Below are 22699 nucleotides of genomic sequence, written 5' to 3' on the forward strand. Positions count from 1 at the left end.
ATTTCAGGCCTGAAGATAGCCCTCAACATAGAGGGGGGCGTTCAGAGCCGCCTCGGCCAGCTTGAGCCACTTTGCCGCGCGCAGTACGTCGTACGGCATGACGGGCGCTTCGACAAATTCCCGCGCCACTTCCTTGAGTTCTTGCCGACGCCGTTCCTGCTCGGCTGCCGTCGCCGCTGGCGGCAGAAACAACGCGCCAGCGCATAGAAACACCAGTCGCACCAGGGTCGGCATCGGGGTCGACATCGGCGTGCACCGGAGCAACTCGATCATCCGCACCGCCAGCTCGGGCATCAGACTCGCAGCATCGTTTCTTAACTTGGCCAGCAGCTGCACCTGTAAAAAACTCATCGCGAGCTGTTGTTTCATCGCGCTCCGGATATCTTCATCCGACTCTGCGTCCACAGTGGACAACACTTGCAAGTGTCGCTCGCAAAGCTCTTTGAGCGGCTGAGCGCGGTAGGCGCTCAAATGTTCACGTAAGTCGGCGGAGCCTGCGGGCTCGCGCGGCATGAACTCCTGAAAATGCAGTCTGGAGATTTTGACGATCAACTCCGCCGCCTCGAAGCGCGGATCTCGATAAGCCAATGGCTCAGCCAACTGCTGCAAACTCAAAGGCCGCGGCTGCGCCAACTGCCGCTCTCTAGCAATGCTCAGGAAGTGCTCGCTCTCATATAGATCTTCGACGCGCGTTGCGCTCAGCAAGCGACAGACAGCACAGAGATAAGCCGCCTCATCGCCTTTCACCGAACTCGTGGGCCACTTCCGCCGATCCAGCGTCTCCGCTACCGAATACGCGGCGCTCGCGACCGTATACGCAGAACGCCATTCGCCGGCCATCGCGAACGCGACTGCGAACACCATGTAGCGCGTGTAGCCGGTACCGTCCTCCAGATCTTCGAGCGCAGTAATCGCGCCGTGATCCAGTTGCGCTTGCGCGTTGTCCAACGACGCCGTTTGCTGTAGCTGGCGCACGAATTGTCGGGTCTTCGGCAGCGCTTCGAATTTGATGACCGGAATGACCCGGCTAGGCCAACGATGCGTAGCGCGATCGATGCTCAAAAAGCCGGCCAGCAATCCGGCCGCCGTGAAGCGGCTCATCGCGGCCTGACTCAAGCCCCGCATCTTCTGTCGCAACTGACTCAGCAGCGTCCGCGTCTGCTCGTTACCCAACCTGACGGCGCTCTTGGTTTGGTCGTCCTGCCGCTGCACGCGCCGATCGAACTCGACCAACCGTTCGATATTGGCGACGTTGCGCAGGTAGGTGGCCCACTCGAGGCGCGCCTGCCTGGCGGCGACGGCAACTTGCTCCTCCCGGGCCAGCGGCGGCTTGTCGGCTTTGGTAAAGGCCATCATCAGCCAATGAGCGAACGAGCGGCCGGCGCCTTGTCCCAGCGTCTCCTCGGGGAATTTGGCCAGAAACTGCGGCGTCTCGACGCCGGCACACTCGAAGAACTCGGGGTCTGCGAGAAAACAGCCTGGGCTACGCAGATAGCGCTGCTCGAAGGTTTCTTCCCTATCGAACCAGCGTCTGCTGGCAACGTACTCGACGGTGTTGTCGCCGGTAACCAGACAAAGGCGCTGAGCCAGCGACTTGTCCTTCACCGCCGACTCGAACTGGGCATTGATCCACTCGACTCTGGCCAGCACGGCCGCATCGATGTCGTTGTTGGTCGGCCAACGATCGCCGGGCGCGGCACCGACCCGGGGCTTGGCGGTGCGCTGTTGGTTCAGATGTTTCAGCCAATGTTTTTCGAAGTTCGCGATGGCGCTCTGGCCGGCTGCATCGGGCACGGGCAACAGCGCGCTGCCATTCATCACGATTCGGTCCGCGGGTAAAATATTCTGCGCTTCCTGGAGCAACGCGATTCGATGCAACTCCACCAGCGGTCCCTCGCGGATGCACTTATCTAATTTTTGTACCAGCTCTTCGATCTGCTTCTGCTGCAGCTGGGTAATGCCGCGCTCCGAGCTGAGCAGTGCGTGAACTTGCTCGTACTCTTGCTCGAGCGAGCTTTGTTCTCGCTTGGCGCTTTGGTAGACCACGTTCCAGATCGAGCCGAGCTCGACCTCGTTGGGCTCGAGCAGTAGGAACGGAGCAAATCGGGACTTGATGCGGCGCCGGCTGAAATATTCGCCCAGAATGTAACCGAACGCTTGCTGAGCGCGCCAATCGTCCCACACCAGATTCTTTAGATAATGCCGAGTGGCCGCCGGGCGCTTACGCCACCCGTTTTCGGGAAGGTCGTTACGATGCACCCTCGAGGGTGCGGTGATGTCGGTGACCACGTCGGAATCGATGACATAGTAGACGGCGCTGTTGGCGCGCACGAGTTCGCGGTCGTGCTGTAGCCTTCCGAACTGTTGTTTCAGTTCGCGCGCTTTGTGGAGTAGATCCGACAGCTCTCCCAGCGCCTTGTCGCTCTCCTCGGCCGACACTGTAGATTCAGGAGGCATATTTATGGCCCACCGCTTGCTCCCGCCAGTTGTGCAGGTCTATTGGGCGCTTCGGATCGGAATACTGCTTCCATAGATCCGGCCAGGCCGCAACCACAGCATCGACCACTCTCCGAGTCTCGGGCGGCAACGCCGCGAAGCGTAAACCTTCACTGTGGAACGTCAGCTCCACCTCGGGATCGGCGTACTGCGCCACACCGATACTCGACTGCGAGTCGTCGCTCCACCAATAGAACAGCGGCCCCTCAGCACCGAACAGCGCATCCAGCAACCATGTATCGCGCGCATCGGCGGCGCCGATCTGCAGCTTATAAAAGTCGCGCGCCAGAGCGTGAAACGCCACGCTGACGATGCGCTCTCCCGTCAGATGAGCAAGCTGCTTCTGCTCCGGCTGGCGTCGATGCATCTCGTTCATATGAGAACTGAGCAGCTCGAGATGTGCGATAACCTCGGTCGGCGCGGTGCCGAGCAAAGCAGCGAGCGTGCGAGGCGCGAAGCTGCTGTCGAAATAGTCGACTTTGCGGACCACTCTCCGTAACGCGCCGGCCAGCTCCAAGCGCAGCGCCTGCTCTTGTTTTCTCTCGATGCCTGCATAGGCGTCACGGGCGAAGGCCAAGCCCAGGGTTTGCAGACACACGCAACAATCCGGGAACACTTCCTCTCTGAACACATCCTCGGGCCAGTGCCTGCTATCGTCGCAAGCAATCTTCGCAAGGGTAGTGGCGGCGCGAATACAAAGAAGGTTGGCGGTCAATCGCAGGAATTGGCTCAACAGCCATCGGCGTTGTTGAGCGTCGAGCTGCGCAAATTCATGCGACTCGTGGCAACAATACCCACCCAACATGACCACGCCAGCGCGCAACGATCGCTGCAACTCCGGCGGTGCCACGGCATACAGCTCTTCAATTCCTTCCGCGGGATGCTGCGCGAGATGTATGAAAGAGTGCGGCGCGAATGGATCCTCGGACGAATCTCTTGCCGTGTCGAAAAAGCCGCGCGCCAACCACGACGCCACTTCGTCGAGCGACTTCTCCGCCAACAACCTCACTGACTCGGGCCGTGGCATCAAGGAACTCCAGGACGAGCGCCGAACCGGCACTGCGGGCAGGGTCGTTCTTTTGCCAGCACATGTTTCATGTGACGCCACAGTCGCAGGCTGGAGCCGAAGTTAGCACGATTTTCTCGCGTGACACCCAATGGCAACAGCTCAACTTCGGGGCACTCGCCTAGCGAGGCCTCTTCCATCAATAGTTCCGGCAAGCCCGCGATGCACTCCCCAGTCTTGGCCGAGTCCAACATCTTCAGGTCTACCGTATAACCGCAGTTCCCCGCCGCTAAGCCCGCATGAGTTTGTAAAAAGCGCGGATTGAGCATGGCCTCGATAGCCGTCGGCAGGAAGGCGCGACGCGCCGGCGGTGGCTGAAATGAAACTGCCACCAACTCGACCGACTTGCCGTATTGAACGATTCCAAGCAAGTCACGCATGCGGTCGGCAATCGTCACTCGTAAATCACCGAGGCACTTGTAGATGGCCCGATCGCAAGACTCGCGGGGCGCCACCCAAAAATAGGGACGTTTGCGGGCCGACCATCGAACCCGCCTGGGCAACCGTTCGAAATCATGACCGGTGCGCGCGCTCGAATGGATGCACTGCTCGCTGTCGGCGGCTGTGACCACCGTCGTCATGCCGCCGGCAAAATCTTCAGGAACACTCGCCACCGGGTGGCGCAGCGTCAACTTGAGCGGCGACCGATGCAATTGTCGTCGCAGATTCCCCAGCAGCGAATCGGTGTCAGTTGGCGCAATGCGCGAGTCCGGTGCGAAGGCCAGAATCGCTCGCAGCTCGTCGCAACTCAGCAGCTGGCGCATGTGCGCCAGCGTGAGATTGCAAACAAACACTTGCCAAAGCAATCGCGGCAGCATTGCTGCGAACGTCATGTTCCTGGCTCCGAGCCGACTGCAGATCCGGGACCGAAGAGGTCGGGAATGGGTTGTTGTTATTTACCCGAGCAAAGCTAGCATCGGGCGCGGCACAGCAGTAACCCGCTATAACCACGTAGTTTGATCAACGTGGAGCTGCGTCTCTCAATGTGACTCGTTGTGCGACTCGGCACACGAGTTCATAACATGTCGTATCAGCATACGGCGCGAGACGTTCCGCAGGCGCGCCATTTCCCCAGACGACAACTTCGTCACCCGATTTAGCTGCAGGCAGATCGGTGATATCGATGGCGATCATGTCCATCGACACTCTGCCGGCGATCGGCGCTTCTTTGCCGCCAACCAGAACCGGTGCACCGCTGCGCGTCGCTCTCGGGAAGCCGTCGCCATAGCCGATTGCAGCGATGCCGATGCGCGATGGACGCTGTGCGCGCCAGATGCCGTTGTAGCCCACAGCTTCGCCGACACCGATGTTTTGAACGGCGATCAGATGAGTCGATAAAGTCATCGCGGGCCGCAAGCCGAAGTCAGCGGCGGTTTTGTTGGGCATGGGTGACATGCCATACAGCATCAAGCCGGGCCGCACCCAGTCCTGATGGGACTCGGGCCAGGAGATCACCGCTGCAGAGTTGGCGACACTGCGCTCCAGACCGAGCGGCGCGACCGACTCATCGAACAAACGCAGTTGCTTCGAGGTGACTTCGCCCCGCTCTTCCGACTCCGCCAGATGAGTCATCACTCGAACCAAGCTCACCGACGAACAGCGATGTAACCGTGCATAGGCCGCGGCGAACTCTTCGATATGGAAACCGAGACGATTCATGCCGCTGTTGAGCTTCAACCAAACGACGAAGCGGTGCGAGCCGGCGAACTGCTCCAACACGTCGATCTGTTCGGGCGAGTGCACGACGATCTCGCAGTGTTCTCTGGCGGCGAGCGCGAACTGCTCCGCCCCGAACACACCTTCGAGCAACAGAATGCGTTGAGTGATGCCGGCCTCGCGGAGCACGATGGCGTCGGACAGACGAGCAACACCTAAGCCATCCGCGTCCGCAAGAGCGCGCGAGACACGGATCATTCCGTGGCCGTAACCATTGGCTTTGACGACAGCGATGATGCGAGAACGAGGCGCCATCTTCCGCGCCACTGCCAGATTACTGCGCAACGCCGCGGCATCGATGGTCGCAACCGGGAAGCTCACGGCAGGATGCCCGATCCCGAGTTCATATCAGAACGGTCCGTCGCCGAAGGCTGCCTCGGGCGCGTAATTTTCGAACTTCGTGAACTTGCCCAGGAAGGTCAGTTCGATATCACCGGTCGGGCCGTTACGCTGCTTGGTGATGATGATGTCGGCGATGCCCTTGCGCGGCGTCTCGGGGTTATAAACTTCTTCGCGGTAAATCATCATGATGATGTCCGCGTCCTGTTCGATAGCGCCCGATTCGCGCAAGTCCGAGCTCACCGGTCGCTTGTCGGTACGCTGTTCGACGGCGCGATTCAGCTGCGACAGTGCAATCACCGGCACCGACAGTTCCTTGGCCAGCGCCTTGAGCGAACGCGAGATCTCGGAAATCTCGGCGGTGCGGTTCTCTTTGTTGCCGGGCACCTGCATGAGCTGCAAGTAGTCGACCACGATCAGGTCGAGCCCATGCTCACGTTTCAAACGCCGCGCACGCGCGCGTACTTCGGTCGGAGACAACGCCGGCGTATCGTCGATGAAAATGTTCGACGACTTCATCATCGAGATGGCCATCTGCACGCGCGACCAATCGTCGTCGTCCAGTTGACCGGTGCGCAGCTTGGTTTGATCGACCCGCCCGAGCGAGGACACCATACGAAACGCCAGCTGCTCGCGACCCATTTCCATACTGAACACGCCGACCTTGGCCTGCTTCGGGCCGAAAGCGGCGTTCTCGGCCATGTTCAGACTGAAGGTGGTCTTACCCATCGACGGCCGGGCGGCGACGATGATCAGGTCGCCCTTCTGCAAGCCGGCGGTCATTTCATCGAGTTTCTTGAAGCCGGTCGACAGGCCGGTGATGGCACCGGGGTTCTGCGACAGCATGTCGATCATGTCGATGATCTTGCCGACTTCGTTACGCAGCGGTACGAAGCCCGAGCCGGTCTTGTTGCGGCTCTCGGCGATCTCGAACACGCGACGCTCGGCTTCATCGAGGATCTCGGCAGCCTCGCGACCTTGCGGGTCGTAGGCACCGTTGGCGATCTCGCCGCCGATCGAAATCAGCTGGCGTAGCGTGGAGCGTTCACGAACGGCATCGGCATAAGCGCGCACGTTGGCAGCGCTGGGCGTGTCACGAACCAGTTGCGCGAGATACGGCAGGCCGCCGACGTCAGCCAGCAGACCTTTGCGTTCCAACCATTCGGACAGGGTAACGGCGTCGGAAGGCTCACCGTTGGCGCCGCGTTCGGCGATGGCCTCGAAAATGATCTGGTGGTCACGACGATAGAAATCGTCGCCGACGATACGGTCCGCGATGTTGTCCCAAACGCGGTTGTCCAGCATCAGGCCGCCGAGCACGGCCTGCTCCGCCTCGATGTTATGAGGCGGGACGCGAATGTCGTCTACCGATTTATCTCGGTCGCGGTCGCGGGCGCGACGCGCACCCGCGAATGAGACCTTGCCGTCGGCGTCGGCCATCGCAGGTCCGCGAAGCTTATTCTTCGCCGACGATCACGACCGGCAGATCGACGTTGACGTCGGTGTGCAGATGCAGTTGCACGACGTGCTCGCCAGCCTGACGGATCGGGCCGTTCGGCAAACGCACTTCGGCACGCTCCAGCGTATGGCCGGCCTTCTTCAGCGCCTCGACGATGTCGCTGTTACCGACCGAGCCGAACAGCTTGCCTTCGCCGCCGGCCTTGGCCGTGAGCGTCAGCTTGAAGCCTTCGAGCTTGGCGGCGCGCGCCTGGGCGCTGGCCAACTCTTCCTTCGCAGCCTTTTCGAATTCGGCGCGGCGCGCTTCGAACTTGGCAACGTTCTCGGCAGTGGCGAGCGTGGCCTTACCCTGCGGCAGCAGGAAGTTACGACCGTAGCCGGCCTTGACCTTGACCTTGTCACCGATGTTGCCGAGGTTGGCAACCTTCTGGATCAAAATGATTTCCATCGAAACGCCCTCAATTAAACAGTATGCGTCCGAGGACGCAGCCAATTATCCGCAAAGCCCCAGATCGCCAGCATGAACACCACGATCGAGGTCACCGGCAGCACGATCAGCAATACATAGATCGCCACCAGCCAACCGCGATCCAGGCGACCGACCGCCTTGCTGCGATGGGCGGCGGCCAGACCCTGAAACGCCAGCGCGGCGAATGCCACCCACGCCAGCGACGCGACCAGGGCCGAGTCGGTCAACAGCGCCACGATGAACAACACCGTGGTCGCAGTCCCCAGCGCGCGCCCGAGGCGCAACTGCCGGTATTCAATTCCGAACGAGCCCGGCGTATCCAGTAACGACTGCCACCAGCGCCCCAACAATACTGAGCCGAACACCGTGCCCAGCGCCAGCGCCGCCAGCGCGCCCCACATGGTGCGGGACCAGGCGGCGATGATCACATCGCGATCGCCTTCGATACGCAGGCCGGCATTGGCCATCGAAGCCCACACCGTCTCGATCTGCCCGCGCCACATACCGACCGGATCGGCCAACGACACGAACACCAGTATCAACAACACCGCCATCGCCAGCATCGCGACCTGGAACACCAGGTTCAGCGAGCCCCTCTGGCGGAGCAACGAGCCCAGCAGCACCGGGCCGAAAAACAGTACGGCCACCGCGGTAGCCATCCACAAGCTGGGCGCCACCGCCGACAGCATGATGCCGACCACCACCGCCGCCGAGGCGACTGCCATGGTAATGGCGTGCCGGGTACCGAAGCGTAGCGCCACCAGTACCGCAATGGCGCCGGCGACGATCAGAAACGGCAGCGGCATCTGTAACGAAAGCGCACCGCTGATGGCGCTCGCGAAGATGGCGCGCCACGGATGCCCTGTTAACCAGACAGCAATTGCACGGTGCATGAATCTGCCCCGCCCCGTTGTTCAGGGGCGGGGCTCAAGAACGCGAATCTCAGTGCTGATCGGTGTACGGCAGCAGCGCCAGGAAGCGAGCACGCTTCACCGCGACCGCCAGCTGACGCTGGTAGTGCGACTTGGTGCCGGTGATCCGGCTCGGCACGACCTTACCGGTCTCGGTGATGTAGCTCTTCAGGATACCGAGATCCTTGTAGTCGATCTGCTCGATACCTTCGGCGGTGAAGCGGCAGAACTTACGACGGCGGAAAAAGCGGGACATGGTTCAACCCTCAAAAGTGAACGGATGGATCAGCCGAGGACTATCAAGTCGCCGCGGAGGCGCCTTCTTCCTCGTCGTCACGCGCGAAGCGCTCGTCGCGCTCCTCGTCGCCCTTCGCCATCGGCGAGGGTTCAGTGACGGCCTTGTCCATCTTGATGACCAGGTGGCGGAGCACGGCATCGCTGAAGCGGAACGCACCGGTGAGCTCGGCCAACGTCTTACCGTCGACTTCGATGTTCAGCAGCACGTAATGGGCTTTGTGGACCTTGGCGATCGGGAACGTCAGTTGCCGACGGCCCCAGTCTTCGAGGCGATGCACGGTGCCGTTACCGGCCGCGATCATGCTCTTGTAGCGTTCCAGCATGGCCGGAACCTGTTCACTCTGGTCAGGGTGCACCAGAAAAACGATCTCGTAGTGTCGCATTGCTGCTCCTTATGGATATGCCGCCCGGGTCGAGAATCCGCGGTGTGGCAAGGAGTTGAAGAAAACTGCCGGCCCTGGCTTAGAGCCACAGGCGCAACAGGGCCGCGGATACTAGCGGAGCGCCCCGGTCGAAGCAAATCCCGAAGCGGATCGCCGCAGCCGGTTAGGGTTTTCCCCGAACACCGGGCCCCTCCGGCGCTGATTTATTGTCCGTGCGCATCAAGACAATTCGGCACCGGTCGTTACAGCCAGTGGCAGAGGCATCCCCGCCCCAGCTCAGGATTTTACATAGTGAACGGTTCATACAATCCGTGGTTGGTGGCGCTATCGGTCTTGGTAGCGGTGTGCGTTTCCTACACGGCCCTCAACCTGGCCTCGCGCGTAGCTACGGCTCAGCGCCGCTACGTGCGCATGTGGCTGGCCGGCGGCGCCTTCGCGATGGGCGTGGGCATCTGGTCCATGCATTTCATCGGCATGCTGGCGTTGTCGCTGCCGATCGCGCTCTCTTACAGCATTCCCAAAACGCTGGTGTCCCTGCTGGTCGCCATTCTGGTGTCCGGCTTTGCGCTGGCCATCGCCAGCCAACGGCATAGCAGCCTGGTCCGCCTGGCTGGCGGCGCCGTCATCATGGGTCTGGGCATCGCAGCCATGCACTACTCGGGCATGGGCGCGATCCGCATCCTGCCGGTCATCACTTACGAACCGGTGCTGCTGGTGACGTCGGTGATCATCGCCATCGTGGCTTCGTTTGCCGCGCTGTGGCTGTTCTTCAGACTGCGCGGCGGCGCTTCCTGGCGCATCCTGCTACAGCGCATGCTGGCCTCGCTGGTAATGGGCGCGGCCATCTCGGGCATGCACTACACCGGCATGTTCGCGTCGCGCTTCGCTCCCGACTCTTATTGCATCGGTGCCACGGCCACCAGCAGCGGCTGGCTGGCGTTGCTGATCGGCGGCTTTGCGCTCGGCGTGTTGTTGATCACCATGATTTTACTGATGTACGACGCGCACCTCGACTCGCGCTCGCGTCAGCACGCGGTGGCTTTGGAAGACGCCAATGCCCGGCTGCGTCATCTGGCCACGCACGACTCGCTCACCGAATTGCCGAATCGCTTGTTGCTCGACGACCGGTTGTCGCAAGCCATCGCCTATGCCGAGCGCCGGCAAGGCAAGGTTGCGGTGCTGGTGATCGATCTGGACCGCTTCAAGATGATCAACGATTCGCTCGGCCATCACGGCGGCGACGAACTGCTGAAAGAAGTTGCCTCTCGCTTGCGCACCACGCTGCGCAAGAGCGACACGCTGGCGCGCACCGGCGGCGATGAGTTCGTGCTGATCGCCGACGAAGTGGCCGGCCAGGCCGATGTGGAATTGCTGGCACAGCGCGTGGTCGCCTGCTTCGTCAAGCCGTTCCATATTCTGTCGGTGGACATCCACACCGCGCCCAGCATCGGCATCAGCATGTATCCCAACGACGGCAGCAAGGCCGAAGAGCTGGTGGTGCATGCCGACGCAGCCATGTATCACTCCAAGAAAGTCGGTGGCGGCACCTTCACGTTCTTCACGCCGTCGATGAATGCATTCGCGCAGCAGCGCCTGGAGCTAGAAAACGGCTTGCGTCGCGCGCTGGTGAACGGCGAACTGGAATTGCACTATCAACCGAAAGTGGATGTGACCACCGGCCGCATCAGCAGCACCGAAGCGCTGATTCGCTGGCGCCATCCGGAGCGCGGCCTGGTGCCGCCGGGCGATTTCATTCCGCTGGCGGAAGAAACTGGTCTCATTCTGCAAATCGGCGAGTGGGTGCTGCGCGAGGCTTGCCGGCAAGCGCGCCAGTGGCAGGTCAACGGCATGGCGCCGATGCGCGTCGCCATCAACATGTCGGCGCAGCAGTTCAAACAAAAGAACCTGGTCACCGTGGTGCGCTCGGCGTTGGATAACGCCGGCTTGGAACCGGGCTACCTGGAAATCGAGCTGACCGAAAGCGCAGTCATGCACAACGCCGCTGCGTCAGCCGCGATTCTGGAAGAGCTCAGCCGCATCGGCGTGCACATCTCCATCGACGACTTCGGTACCGGCTACTCCAGCCTCAACTATCTGCGTCGCTTCCCGCTCGACAAGCTCAAGATCGATCGCGCCTTCATCAAGGACGTGGTGGCCAATCCGGAAGACGCCGCCATCGTGCATGCCATCATCGCGATGGCGCACAGCCTGCGCTTGAAGGTGATCGCCGAAGGTGTCGAGACCGAGCAGCAGCTGGAGTTTCTGCGCTCGCTGGGTTGCGATCAGTATCAGGGCTTCTTCTGTAGCCCGGCCGTCACTCCGGAGAACTTCGCCGAGATGATGCGTGAAAAGCAGGTCGGCAAGTTCGATCCGCTGGCGACCATGAGCCGGCTGTACGTGCCGCTCAAGGCGCCCAAAACGGCCACCTGATTGCTACTGGCGCTGACGCAGGGCCTCGTACAGCAGCACTCCGGTCGCGACGGAGACATTCAAGCTCTCCACGACGCCACGCATGGGGATGCTCACCAGAGCATCGCAATTCTCGCGCGTGAGTCGTCGCAGGCCCGTGCCTTCCGCTCCCAACACCACGGCGAGCGGACCGGTGAGCTTGCTCGCATACAGCGAGTGCGGTGCTTGATCGTCGGTGCCGACGATCCAAATCTCTCGTTCCTTCAACCAGCGCAAGGTCCGCGCCAGATTGGTCACTTGAATCAACGGCACGGTTTCCGCCGCGCCTGACGCAACCTTACGCACCACCGCCGACAACCCTGCCGCGCGATCCTTCGGCACGATCACCGCTGTCACGCCAGCCGCATCGGCCGTGCGCAAGCAAGCGCCAAGGTTGTGGGGATCCTGCACGCCGTCGAGCACCAATAACAATGGCGCCGAACTGGCGGAGTCGAGCAGATCGTCGAGTGCGCCCTCGCCCAACACACCGACACTACGAATCTGTAAGCAAGCGCCTTGATGACGCTCACTGCCGGCGAGGCGATCCAGCTCTCGGCCATCGCGCAGCTCGGTTTTGATGCCCTTGGCCTGGGCCAGCTTCGCTATCTCGGTGACGCGCGCGTCGTCCCTGCCCTTTTGCAGGATCAGCAACGCGGCGCGCTCAGGCCGCTGCTGTAGCAGGGTGCGTACTGCATGCAGCCCGAAAATTACGCTGTCTTCACTCATCATCGGCCTCGCTGCTGGTTGCGTCGACGCTGCCACGGTCCACGCACCATGCGTTGACCGCCGCCCGCCTCGGCCAGCTCGAAGTCGATTTTACGTTCATCGATGACCACATTGATCAGTCGCACGCGCAAATGATCGCCCAAGCGGAACACGCGGCCGCTGCGCTGACCGACCATGCGATAGCCGGACTTGTCGCGCGAGAAGTAATCGGCGCCCAGCGCACTGACGTGCACCAGTCCGTCGATCTGAATGCCCTTGACCTGGACGAACAGGCCAAAGTCGACCACGCCGGTCACCAGCGTGTCGAACTCTTCGCCGATCTTGTCACGCATGTATTCGCACTTGAGCCACGACATCGCGTCTCTGGTCGCCTCGTCCGCACGCCGTTCGGTGTGCGAGCACGACTGCCCCAAGGTCGACACCATGTTGGCCGTCCAGGGGAACGTCTCGACGGTGCCGCCGCGCAGGATGTGACGAATGCCACGGTGGACCATCAAGTCCGGATAGCGACGAATCGGCGAGGTGAAGTGCGCGTACTCGGTCAACGCCAGACCAAAGTGACCGATGTTCTCCGGCTGATACACCGCCTGCGGCATGGAGCGGATCACCACGGTTTGAATCAAGTGGGCTTCCTGGTGGCCCACGGCCCGTTGCAGCACCTCGCTCAAATCCTTCGGCTCCAGTTCACGATCCGTGGGCAGCTGAATGTTGAAGCCTTGCAGGAACTGGCGCAGCGAATCGAGCCGGTCGGCTTCGGGCTGACCATGCACGCGGAACAGCGTGGGAATACGATGTTTCTTCAGGAAACGCGCGGCCTGCACGTTGGCCGCGATCATGCACTCTTCGATCAAGCGATGCGCATCGTTGCGGGTGGACTCGACGAACGAGGCGATCTTGCCTTGCACGTCGAAATGCACCTTCAGCTCGGGCGCATCGAAATCCAACGCACCGCGCCCCAAGCGGGCCCGGTGCAACGCCTTGAACACGCCATACAAGCTATTGAGCTGCGGTCCCAGCGCGGTGACTTCGGGATCGTGCACGGCCGCTGGGTTGGCCAGATAGGCGGCAACTTTCGTGTAAGTGAAGCGCGCCGCCGAGCGCATCAGGCCTTCGAAGAAGGTGGCACGCGTGATTTTGCCTTCCGGATTCACGCGCATCTCACACACCATGCACAGCCGATCCACGTGCGGATTCAGCGAGCACAGTCCGTTGGACAACGCCTCGGGCAACATCGGCAGCACCCGATTCGGAAAGTAAACGGACGTGCCGCGCAACTGCGCTTCACGATCCAGCGGTGAGTTCGGCTCGACGTAGCTGGCGACGTCCGCAATGGCGACCAACAGTCGCCAGCTGCCGCCTCGCAACGGTTCGCAATACACCGCGTCGTCGAAGTCGCGAGCGTCTTCGCCGTCGATGGTGACCAACGGCAGTTCGCGCAGATCTTCCCGGCCGCGCTTCGCGTTAGCAGGCACAGCACTGCCAAAGGCTTCGGCTTGCGCAACCACTTCGGTCGGGAACTCGAACGGCAAACCATGCGAGTGAATCGCGATGTCCGTTTCCATGCCGGGCGCGGCATGCTCGCCGAGTACGCGAGTGATGTGGCCGAGCGGCTGCGCCGTCTTGGACGGCTGCTCCACCAACTTCACCAGCACCACCTGGCCGGCGCGGGCGCCGTTCAAATGCTGGCGGGGTACCAGTACGCGATGACCGATGCGCGGATTGTCCGGCACCACAAAGCAGATGCTGGATTCGTCATAGAGCCGGCCGACGATTTCCTTGGTATTGCGCTCGATCACTTCGACGATGACGCCTTCGGGCCGGCCGCGATGATCGGTGCCGCTGACGCGCACAGCGACGCGATCGCCGTGCATGGCCTCCTGCATCTGGCGTGGCGCCAGGAAGATGGGCGCCGAACGGTCCTCGGGCAGCAGCAAGCCGTGCCCGTCCTTGTGCGCACTGACGGTACCGACGGTCAGCGACAAACGCTCGCGTAGACAGTACTCGTCGCGCCGGTTGCGGATGATCACGCCAGCTTGCAGCAGCTCTTCGAGCTCCTTGGTCAGGCGCTTACGGGCCGAGGCGCCACTGCGCTGGGCGCGGGCTGCCAGTTCGTCGAATTCCAGCGGTCGTCCCGCGGTCTCCAGGACCTGGGGAATTGCGGGTTGGTCGCGCTGTGCGCGGGGTCGAGCGGGGGCTTGCGCCCGGTTAGCGGTCGGCTTTTTGGGTTTACCGGTTTTTTTTCTTGGTTTCATGAGATTCAAAGGGGATTCAAAAGGGGTTTATCGTGGGCTCGTCATTGACAGCCCGAAACGTCATCGGTAGATTGCGCGCCTCTTGCGGGGCAAGCCCCGCGTTCCCTTCCTTGCCCAGGTGGCGGAACTGGTAGACGCGCTGGTTTCAGGTATCAGTGGAGCAATCCGTGGAGGTTCGAGTCCTCTCCTGGGCACCATCTCCCCGCCATTACTCTAATAATTACAAGTAATCGTGGGAGCTATCGCGATAAGGCCGCCATCATAGCGCATCGGCGCTGGCGGCTGCGATTCAATCAAGCCGCCACTATCGCTGCTGGCGTGTCCTGACCGCGATCCTGCTGACGATACATGGCCAGTAACTGGCGGAAGTCAGGCGACGTCGCGGCCAACAACGCTGCGGGCCCCTGCGCCACCACCCGTCCCTCATGCATCACGATCACTTCATCGAAGCGCTCCAGCAGGTGCAGCCGATGCAGCGACGAGACGATGCACGCGTTCGGCAGGGCGGCGAAAATGTTGTCATAGACGCGCGCCTCGGTCCTGGAGTCCAGGCTCGCGGTCGGCTCGTCGAACAACACTAGCTTGCTGTCCGCGGCGGCCAGCATGCCTCGGGCCAATGCGATCCTGGCGCGTTGGCCGCCGGACCAATTGGCACCGCGCTCGACCACTGCCGTGCTCAAGCCAGCCGCATCGGCCGAGACGAATTCACTCACGCAGGCAACATCCATCGCTGCGGAATATTGAGTTTCCGTCGGCGCACCGGCATGCGTAGCACACAGCGCCAGATTCTCCGCCAACGTGCCTTCGAGCACCTCAGCGTCCTGGGGCACCAATGTGACATTGGCCTTCAGGATCTGAGCAGCCGCCGACGGCCTCACGATGGCCGCGCCGTTGCTACGATCGATGGCGATACGATCCGCTTCATACAAACCGGCGAGGACTCGCAACAGCGTGCTCTTACCCGAACCGCTGCCGCCGATCAGTGCATAACGACGGCCCTGCTGTAACGACAGCGACACGCCATTCAACGTCGGTCGTTCCGAGCGTCCGCCCGGATGACTGAACACCAGATCGCGCACCGTGTAGCTCTCCGCACTCGGCGACGTAATCTGCAGCTCTTCGTCTTGCAGCGCTTCCGGCTCCTTGACCTGCGCATCGCGAATCGGATCGGCGCTAGCGAAGTCGGCGTGCTGGCGGGCGAACGTTTGGAAGTTGGACGCGAAAGCGGCAATCACACCGCTTGCTTGCGATGCGTACTCCCACACCATATACAGGCTGCCGAGCATGAGGGTCTTCTGACCGACACCGCCGCCGGACTGACGCACGGCGAGCCATGCAAACAACGCGACCAGCGTGCAGCTCAATACCTTGCTACAAACATCGACCGTGCACCACTTCGCCTCGTTCAACACGATGGAACGACGCAAGGGCGCGAAGATCGCTTCCATCCGGCGTTGTAACAAGTCAGTGATGGGCCGTGCCTGGCGAAGTGCGAATACGCTAGTGATGTTGCCGAGCGCATCGAGCAGCGCCGCGGAGTAACGACGCTCAGCATCGTTCTCACGGTGTGCCAAACGAATCATCGCTCGGTCGAAACTCAGCACCGACACACAGATCACCACGAAGCCGACGATGGCGCTCATGCCCACCACCGGCTGCAACAACCACAAGGCGACAATGGGACCGACCAGGCGTACCGCGCTGCTGAGATAAATGAACTGACTCTGGGTAAATGCCGACAGCGCCGAGCTGCTCTGCTGCACCCGATGCGCCGTCATGCCGGAATGATTGGCTTCATGCCACGACAGCGGCAGCGACAACAGTCGTTGAAACAAACCGCCGGACAGCCGACGGCGAATTTCCAACGCGACGTTGCGTTCGAGCAGGCGTCCAGGACCGTGAAACACCCAACTGATCGCGGTCGCGCCGACCACCAGCGCCAACCAAACGCCCGCCTCAGAAAGGCCGGCAGCCCCTTCAGCTTGTAAAACATTGATGGCGCGGCCAGCGAAATACGGCACGCTCAGCAGCACACATTGCGCTGTCAGTAATAGTGCGACAGCGCCGAGAAATTGGCCGCGATGGCCCTGCGACTGGGCCCAAAGATGTTTGTATAGATAGAAAACGCCGCTGGACGAAGCGTTCATGCTTGCTGACATAACCTCGTGTGCCTCGGGCGGCACTGTAGGCTGCGGCAAGTGACCAATACGTGAACGAATCGACGCTTCGTGGCTAAGGTATTTGCTGAGTTTTCGGCGCCGACCGAGCGGTCGGCGCCGAACCGGAGCATCAGTCGAAGGGATGCTTGAGTACGATGGTCTCGAGCCGATCCGGGCCGGTGGAGATGATGGCGATGGGCGCGCCGACCAGCACTTCCAAACGACGCAAATACGCTTGCGCGTTTTTGGGCAGCTCGTCGAAGGTCTTCACGCCCGCCGTGGTTTCTTTCCAACCCGGGTGTTCTTCATAAATCGGCGCGCAGATCGATAACGCATCGGCGCCGACCGGCAGCAAATCGCGGCGCTCGCCACGAACTTTGTAACCCACCGCAACGCGCACGGTATCCAAACCGTCCAGCACGTCGAGTTTGGTGATGCACAGACCGGAGATGCCGTTGATCTCCACCGCACGACGCAGGCTCGCCGCGTCGAACCAGCCGCAACGACGCGGACGGCCGGTGACCGAACCGTACTCGTTGCCCTTCACGCGCAAATGTTCGCCAACCTCGTCGTCCAGCTCGGTCGGGAACGGGCCGCTGCCGACGCGAGTCGCGTAGGCCTTGGCGACCCCGAGCACGTAATGCAGCTGTTGCGGGCCGACGCCTACGCCAGCGCAGGCCTGACCGGCGATGCAGTTGCTCGAAGTAACGAACGGATATGTGCCGTGGTCGATGTCGAGCAACGCGGCCTGCGCGCCTTCGAACAACAACCGCTTGCCGCCACGGATCAGCGCATTCACTTCACCGGAAACATCCGCAACCATCGGCTGCAGCCGTTCGCCCAATGCCAGCGCTTCATCCAGCGTCTGCTGGAAGTCGATGACCGGCGCCTTGAAGTAATTGCGCAATACAAAGTTGTGATAATCCAGCACCTCGCCGAGCTTGGCGGCGAAGCGCTCACGAGCAAACAAGTCCTGCACGCGGATCGCGCGGCGCGCAACCTTGTCTTCGTAAGCGGGGCCGATGCCGCGACCGGTGGTGCCGATCTTCGCTGCGCCCGCCGCTTCCTCACGCGCCTTATCGAGCGCGATGTGATGCGGCAGGATCAACGGACACGCCTCCGAAATACGCAGGCGCTTCGGCACCTCGATGCCGGCGGCTTCCAGCTCCGCCATTTCATCGAACAGCGCCTTGGGCGACAGCACCACGCCGTTGCCGATGAAGCAGGTGACGTGTTCGTGCAGGATGCCCGAGGGAATCAAACGCAGAATGGTCTTGCGACCGTTGATCACCAAGGTGTGGCCGGCGTTGTGACCGCCTTGGAAACGCACCACACCGGCGACGCGATTGGTGAGCAGATCGACGATCTTGCCCTTGCCCTCATCGCCCCACTGGGCCCCGATGACGACAACATTGCGATGGCTACTCATGGGAGTTTAAGACTCGAAAGAAAGAATTCTAGGATCGCACCAGGTACAGCAGGACCAGGCCGGCGCTCATGCTGGCGAGACCGAACGCGCGCAGCGCTCGGTCCTGCATGCCAGCCAGTGCCAACAGCATGCGCTTCACCCCTTGCGGGTTGAGGAACGGCATGATGCCCTCCAGCACCAAATACAGCGCCAGCGCTGCGAACAGGTCCGACCAGTTCACGGCCGGATCAGCGACGGGTGGCGCGATTCAAATACTTGAAGAACTCGCTGTCGGGCGAAATCACCAGCACGTCGTTGTCGGTGCCGATGGCTTCGCGATAGGCCTGCAGGCTGCGAAAGAACGAGTAGAACTCGGCGTTGCGACTGTAGGCGCGCGCGTAAGTGTCCGCTGACTTGGCATCGCCTTCGCCGCGGATGATTTCCGACTCGCGGTACGCTTCGGCGATGATTTCGGTGCGCTGACGATCGGCTTCCGAGCGCAGCTTTTCCGCATTCTCTTCACCCTCGGCGCGCAACCGCTTGGCCTGGCGATCGAAGTCCTGACGCATGCGGCTGAACACCGACTCGCTGACTTCCTCGGGCAGGTCGATCTTTTTCACGCGCACGTCCACCAACTGCAGGCCCAGCCCCTTGGTGCTGTCTTCGGCCAGCTTCAAGATCTCGCCGGTGAACTCAGCACGTTCGGCTGCAACCACTTGTTGAATGGTGCGACGAGCGATCACGCCCTTGATGCCGTCCTTGACGATACTGCCCAAGCGGCCCGCAGCGATTTCTTTGTCGCCGCCGGACGTGGCCTGGTAGTAGGTCGAGACATCGGAGATGCGCCACTTGATGTAGAAGTCGATGCGCAGGATCTTGCCTTCGCTGGTCAGGAACTGTTCCGACGGATAGTTGCGAGTGTCGATACGACGCTCGAACTTGCGGATGTTGTTGACCATGGGAAGCATGAAGTGCAGACCGGGCGCGTAATCGGCGCGCACGATCTCACCGAAGCGGAACTTGATCGCCAGATCGGTCTCACGCACGGTGAAAGTGGACATGGCGAGCGTGAAGGCCACCACCGCCGCCAGGATCAGAACCAAAAATCCACGGCTGGCCATTAGCGGCTCCCTCGAGTGCGGCGATCGCCGGTGACGGTAGTCACATCCGCTGCATCGGCGCTCTCAACCGTCAGCGCTGGCTCGCTGGTCGATACGCGCGGCGTACGCCGGCTTTGTTCGATCAGCTTATCGATGGGCAGGTACAGCACGTTGCCAGCGCCACCATTGGTATCGAGCACGACTTTCTTGCTGGACGCGAGCACGCGCTCGATCGTCTCCAAATACAAACGTTCGCGCGTCACGGCCGGAGCACGCTCATATTCGCCGAGCAACGCCGTGAAGCGCTGCGCTTCACCCTCGGCGTTCGCGATCTTACGAGCGCGATAGGCTTGCGCTTCCTGCACCTGACGAACCGCAGCACCGCGCGCACGCGGAATCAAATCGTTCGAGTAGGCCTGTGCGGCCAGCGACAGACGATCACGGTCTTCACGCGCTTTGATCGCGTCCTGCTGAGCGGGCGCCACTTCGTTCGGCACCTTCACGTCCTGCAGATTGACCGCGGTCACTTCCAGGCCGACCTTGTAAGCATCCAGCGTGCGCTGGATCAGCTCCTTGGTCTTGGCCACGATTTCCTGACGACCGCTTTCGAGCACGCCGTCCAGCTTGCTGCGACCGATGATTTCGCGAATCGCGCTTTCGCTGACTTCCTTCAGTGTCTCCTCGGGGCGCGACACGTTGAAGGCGTAGTCCAGCGGGCTGGCGCGGCGGAACTGCACTTCCATGTTGATATCGACCATGTTCTCGTCCGAGGTCAGCATGCGCGTCTGCTCGCTGAAGCTCTCGATGGTCTGGATGTTGACGATCTGCTTGGTCTCGATGGGCCAAGGCAGGTGCCAGCGCAGACCCGGCATGGTGGTGGCGACATGCTTGCCGAAGCGGAGGATGACCCCGCGCTCGGCGGCGTCCACCGTGTACAGGCCGCTGAACGCCCAGATCGCAGCCAGGACCAGCACGATGGTACTGATGCCGAAGCCACGGGCCGCCCCGCCGCCGCCGACGCTGCGGTTACCGCCGCTGCCGCCGCCAAATAAGCCGGCCAGCCGCCGCTGCAGGTTGCGCAGCACTTCGTCCAGATCGGGCGGTCCCTGCTCGGGCTTGTTACCGCCCCCCCAGGGGTTGCGTTTGCCGCCGGAATTACCGCCGGGTTCGTTCCACGCCATGTTGGATGACTTTTGTGTCTTGAAGCTAAGAGGTTGAGGAAGCCGCCGGTCCGGGCCACTGTCGATCGCGGCCTGCCGAACTCCAAACGGTCGATTTTAGGAATGGCGTCCGGTGCGCACAAGCTTTAACCATTGCAGCGCTCTTCGGCGAGCGCTTCGGCCAGCCCTTCGGACCGGCATAAGTGCTCGAAAGCGCGCCGGGGCATGGACACTTCCAGGTCCACAGCACCGCTGGGCAGGGGTTGCTCGGCCAGCACCGCGCCGGCGGCGAAGAACCGGGCCCGCGCCCGACCCGCCTCGGGTTGTAACACCACATGGCGATGGACCAGTTCCGGCCCCAGGAATTCCCCGATGGCATCGCTGAGCAGCTGGGTACCGTCACCGGTTTGCGCGGACAGCCACACCCGCCGGGTCGAGCCATCTTCACCCCGTTCGAGGTGCGGAGTCTCGCCAATCAGGTCGGCCTTGTTGAAAACTTCGATTTGCGGCAGGTCGCCTGCACCAACTTCGCTCAGTACCGCATTGACCTGGGCGATGCGCTCGTTGCGATTCGGGTCGGCCGCATCGATAACATGGAGCAAGAGCGCCGACTCGCGCGCCTCCTGCAAGGTCGAACGGAACGCCGCCACCAGCTCGTGCGGCAAATCGCGCACGAAACCCACCGTGTCGGCCAGCAGGGCGAAGCGCGCGTCGGGTAGCTCCAAACGGCGCACCGTCGGATCGAGCGTCGCGAATAGCTGATCGGCAGCGTACGCGCCGGCACCGGTCAGCCTATTAAATAGTGTGGACTTGCCCGCGTTGGTGTAGCCCACCAAAGCCACGGTGGGAATCTCAGCGCGCTTGCGCTCGCGGCGAGTGGTCGCACGTTGAGTGAGCACCTTGTCCAGCCGCGCGTTGAGCGTTTTGATACGCGTCGCGAGTAAGCGACGATCGGTTTCCAGCTGAGTTTCGCCGGGACCGCGCAGACCGATACCGCCCTTTTGGCGCTCGAGGTGAGTCCAGCCTCGCACCAGTCGCGTGGCCAGATGTTTGAGCTGTGCCAGCTCCACCTGCAATTGACCTTCGAAGCTGCGAGCCCGCTGCGCGAAGATATCTAGAATCAGTCCAGTGCGATCCAGCACTCGACATTGCAGCAGCGCTTCGAGATTACGTTCCTGACTGGGCGACAGCGGGTGGTCGAACACCACCAGATCCGCGCCAAGCTCTTTGACCTTGGCGTGAATTTCTTCGGCTTTGCCGCTGCCGATATACAGGCGGGGATCCGGCACTTTACGAGTGCCGGTAATGATCGCGAGTACTTCCGCGCCGGCCGATCGCGCCAGCGCCTCGAACTCACTCAGCTCATCTTCACCGGGAGCGCTGCCCAGACCGATGCGGACCAGGAGCGCGCGTTCGCCGCTGCGGGGTCTTTCAAACAACAACGAACTCCCCAGCGACACACAAGAACGCTATCACTCGCTGGGAGCAGCCACAGACTCCGCGCCTTCTTCTTCGCTCGTCGGCAGGCGAATGGCCCGCGCTGGAACGACTGTGGAAATCGCGTGTTTGTAAACCATCTGGCTGACGCTGTTCTTCAGCAAGACGACGAACTGATCGAACGAGTCGATCTGCCCTTGTAGTTTGATGCCGTTCACCAGGTAAATGGAGACCGGAACGCGCTCCTTGCGCAATGTGTTCAGGAACGGATCCTGTAATGATTGCCCTCTGGCCATCATTTATCTCCTTGTTATGCCTTCGAATTCTTTAGTTGAGCTTTGCCGACTATGCCGCTTCCCTGCAGCTGCAAAACAGCCGACGGGCACCATCCGGTAACCGCTGCGATGCCGCAGTTTAGCACAGCGATGTTCCCGTCGAAGCTGCCTTTGATTCAATACGCAGCTGCATCAGTGTCACGAGTGAGCCACTGCGCCCGCCTGCAATGAAACGCTCGTTAGACACGATGTCCCGAACAAAATGTCGCGACGGTTTGCTCAATTTGGTCCGCTGCGGAGGAATCAAGGGCGTCACACCATTGCACGTCATGTTCGGCCCGCAGCCAAATCAATTGTCGTCGCGCCAACTGTCGGGTCGCGAAAATCGCTCTGCTTACCGAAGAGCTTAAAGACGCTCCACCGCATAAATGTTCCCATAGTTGTCGATAACCGACGGAACGGATCGCCGGCAACTCGGCATGCAGATCGCCGCGCTGCTGCAATCGTCGCACTTCATCCAGCAATCCTGCCTGCATCATCAGCTCGAAACGTCGCTCGATGGCTGCGTACAGGCGTTCGCGATCCGAGGGTGCCCAGGC

Annotated in this window: 19 protein-coding genes, 1 tRNA gene and 1 pseudogene; 2 read left to right on the forward strand and 19 right to left on the reverse strand. The window is 61.6% G+C overall.

The window, feature by feature from the left end; genetic code table 11:
• Nucleotides 1–3 precede the first annotated feature (3 nt).
• From JNL55_RS04330 to rpsF, 9 genes are all read right to left on the reverse strand, one after another.
• Nucleotides 4–2457, reverse strand: coding sequence for a hypothetical protein (locus JNL55_RS04330; protein WP_293849816.1), 2454 nt, complete (start codon nucleotides 2455–2457; stop codon nucleotides 4–6).
• Nucleotides 2447–3523, reverse strand: a complete 1077-nt coding sequence (locus JNL55_RS04335) for a hypothetical protein (protein WP_293849818.1) — start codon at nucleotides 3521–3523, stop codon at nucleotides 2447–2449. Before JNL55_RS04335 ends, JNL55_RS04330 begins: the two co-directional genes overlap by 11 nt.
• Entirely contained in the window at nucleotides 3523–4395 is an 873-nt protein-coding gene (locus tag JNL55_RS04340; protein WP_293849820.1) for a hypothetical protein, read from the reverse strand. Before JNL55_RS04340 ends, JNL55_RS04335 begins: the two co-directional genes overlap by 1 nt.
• A 127-nt stretch (nucleotides 4396–4522) precedes the next feature.
• Nucleotides 4523–5599 (reverse strand): alanine racemase, encoded by a 1077-nt coding sequence (gene alr / locus JNL55_RS04345; RefSeq protein WP_293849822.1) that lies wholly within the window; start codon nucleotides 5597–5599, stop codon nucleotides 4523–4525.
• Nucleotides 5600–5626: 27 nt separating this feature from the next.
• Nucleotides 5627–7057, reverse strand: a complete 1431-nt coding sequence (dnaB, locus tag JNL55_RS04350) for a replicative DNA helicase (protein WP_293849824.1) — start codon at nucleotides 7055–7057, stop codon at nucleotides 5627–5629.
• A 16-nt stretch (nucleotides 7058–7073) separates the two neighbouring features.
• Nucleotides 7074–7523 (reverse strand): 50S ribosomal protein L9, encoded by a 450-nt coding sequence (rplI, locus tag JNL55_RS04355; RefSeq protein WP_293849827.1) that lies wholly within the window; start codon nucleotides 7521–7523, stop codon nucleotides 7074–7076.
• Between the two features lie 14 nt (nucleotides 7524–7537).
• On the reverse strand, nucleotides 7538–8437 hold the full coding sequence (locus JNL55_RS04360) for a hypothetical protein (protein WP_293849830.1): 900 nt from the start codon (nucleotides 8435–8437) through the stop codon (nucleotides 7538–7540).
• A 49-nt stretch (nucleotides 8438–8486) separates the two neighbouring features.
• Complete coding sequence (gene rpsR / locus JNL55_RS04365; RefSeq protein ID WP_293849833.1) at nucleotides 8487–8711, reverse strand: 30S ribosomal protein S18; 225 nt, start codon at nucleotides 8709–8711, stop codon at nucleotides 8487–8489.
• A 43-nt stretch (nucleotides 8712–8754) separates the two neighbouring features.
• On the reverse strand, nucleotides 8755–9135 hold the full coding sequence (gene rpsF, locus JNL55_RS04370) for a 30S ribosomal protein S6 (protein WP_293849836.1): 381 nt from the start codon (nucleotides 9133–9135) through the stop codon (nucleotides 8755–8757).
• A gap of 288 nt (nucleotides 9136–9423) precedes the next feature.
• Here rpsF and JNL55_RS04375 point away from each other — a divergent pair, with 288 nt between their 5' ends.
• Nucleotides 9424–11565, forward strand: a complete 2142-nt coding sequence (locus JNL55_RS04375) for an EAL domain-containing protein (protein ID WP_415923006.1) — start codon at nucleotides 9424–9426, stop codon at nucleotides 11563–11565.
• Nucleotides 11566–11568: 3 nt separating this feature from the next.
• On the opposite strand, the gene rlmB is transcribed toward JNL55_RS04375, so the two are convergent.
• Nucleotides 11569–12309, reverse strand: coding sequence for a 23S rRNA (guanosine(2251)-2'-O)-methyltransferase RlmB (gene rlmB / locus JNL55_RS04380; RefSeq protein WP_293849840.1), 741 nt, complete (start codon nucleotides 12307–12309; stop codon nucleotides 11569–11571).
• Entirely contained in the window at nucleotides 12309–14561 is a 2253-nt protein-coding gene (gene rnr / locus JNL55_RS04385) for a ribonuclease R (RefSeq protein ID WP_293849843.1), read from the reverse strand. The genes rlmB and rnr overlap by 1 nt, the downstream gene beginning before the upstream one ends.
• 112 nt (nucleotides 14562–14673) lie before the next feature.
• On the opposite strand from rnr, the gene JNL55_RS04390 reads away from it, so the two are divergent.
• Nucleotides 14674–14758, forward strand: a tRNA-Leu gene (locus JNL55_RS04390).
• Between the two features lie 96 nt (nucleotides 14759–14854).
• Here the strand turns inward: JNL55_RS04390 and JNL55_RS04395 are convergent.
• From JNL55_RS04395 to JNL55_RS37345, 8 genes and pseudogenes are all read right to left on the reverse strand, one after another.
• Nucleotides 14855–16708 (reverse strand): ABC transporter ATP-binding protein, encoded by a 1854-nt coding sequence (locus JNL55_RS04395; protein WP_293849846.1) that lies wholly within the window; start codon nucleotides 16706–16708, stop codon nucleotides 14855–14857.
• Between the two features lie 142 nt (nucleotides 16709–16850).
• Nucleotides 16851–18149, reverse strand: coding sequence for an adenylosuccinate synthase (locus JNL55_RS04400; RefSeq protein ID WP_293849849.1), 1299 nt, complete (start codon nucleotides 18147–18149; stop codon nucleotides 16851–16853).
• A 28-nt stretch (nucleotides 18150–18177) separates the two neighbouring features.
• On the reverse strand, nucleotides 18178–18369 hold the full coding sequence (locus tag JNL55_RS04405; protein WP_293849852.1) for a DUF2065 domain-containing protein: 192 nt from the start codon (nucleotides 18367–18369) through the stop codon (nucleotides 18178–18180).
• A 7-nt stretch (nucleotides 18370–18376) separates the two neighbouring features.
• Nucleotides 18377–19249 (reverse strand): protease modulator HflC, encoded by an 873-nt coding sequence (gene hflC / locus JNL55_RS04410; RefSeq protein WP_293849855.1) that lies wholly within the window; start codon nucleotides 19247–19249, stop codon nucleotides 18377–18379.
• The gene (gene hflK / locus JNL55_RS04415) at nucleotides 19249–20409 is read right to left on the reverse strand and encodes an FtsH protease activity modulator HflK (RefSeq protein WP_293849857.1); all 1161 of its coding nucleotides are present in this window, start codon (nucleotides 20407–20409) and stop codon (nucleotides 19249–19251) included. The genes hflC and hflK overlap by 1 nt, the downstream gene beginning before the upstream one ends.
• A gap of 125 nt (nucleotides 20410–20534) precedes the next feature.
• Complete coding sequence (gene hflX, locus JNL55_RS04420) at nucleotides 20535–21827, reverse strand: ribosome rescue GTPase HflX (RefSeq protein WP_293849859.1); 1293 nt, start codon at nucleotides 21825–21827, stop codon at nucleotides 20535–20537.
• A 33-nt stretch (nucleotides 21828–21860) separates the two neighbouring features.
• The gene (gene hfq / locus JNL55_RS04425) at nucleotides 21861–22121 is read right to left on the reverse strand and encodes an RNA chaperone Hfq (protein ID WP_293849862.1); all 261 of its coding nucleotides are present in this window, start codon (nucleotides 22119–22121) and stop codon (nucleotides 21861–21863) included.
• A gap of 218 nt (nucleotides 22122–22339) precedes the next feature.
• Nucleotides 22340–22699, reverse strand: a pseudogene (locus JNL55_RS37345) (tRNA (adenosine(37)-N6)-dimethylallyltransferase MiaA); the annotation flags it as partial.

It is taken from the genome of Steroidobacter sp., from assembly GCF_016790065.1.
Taxonomy (GTDB): Bacteria; Pseudomonadota; Gammaproteobacteria; order Steroidobacterales; family Steroidobacteraceae; genus Steroidobacter.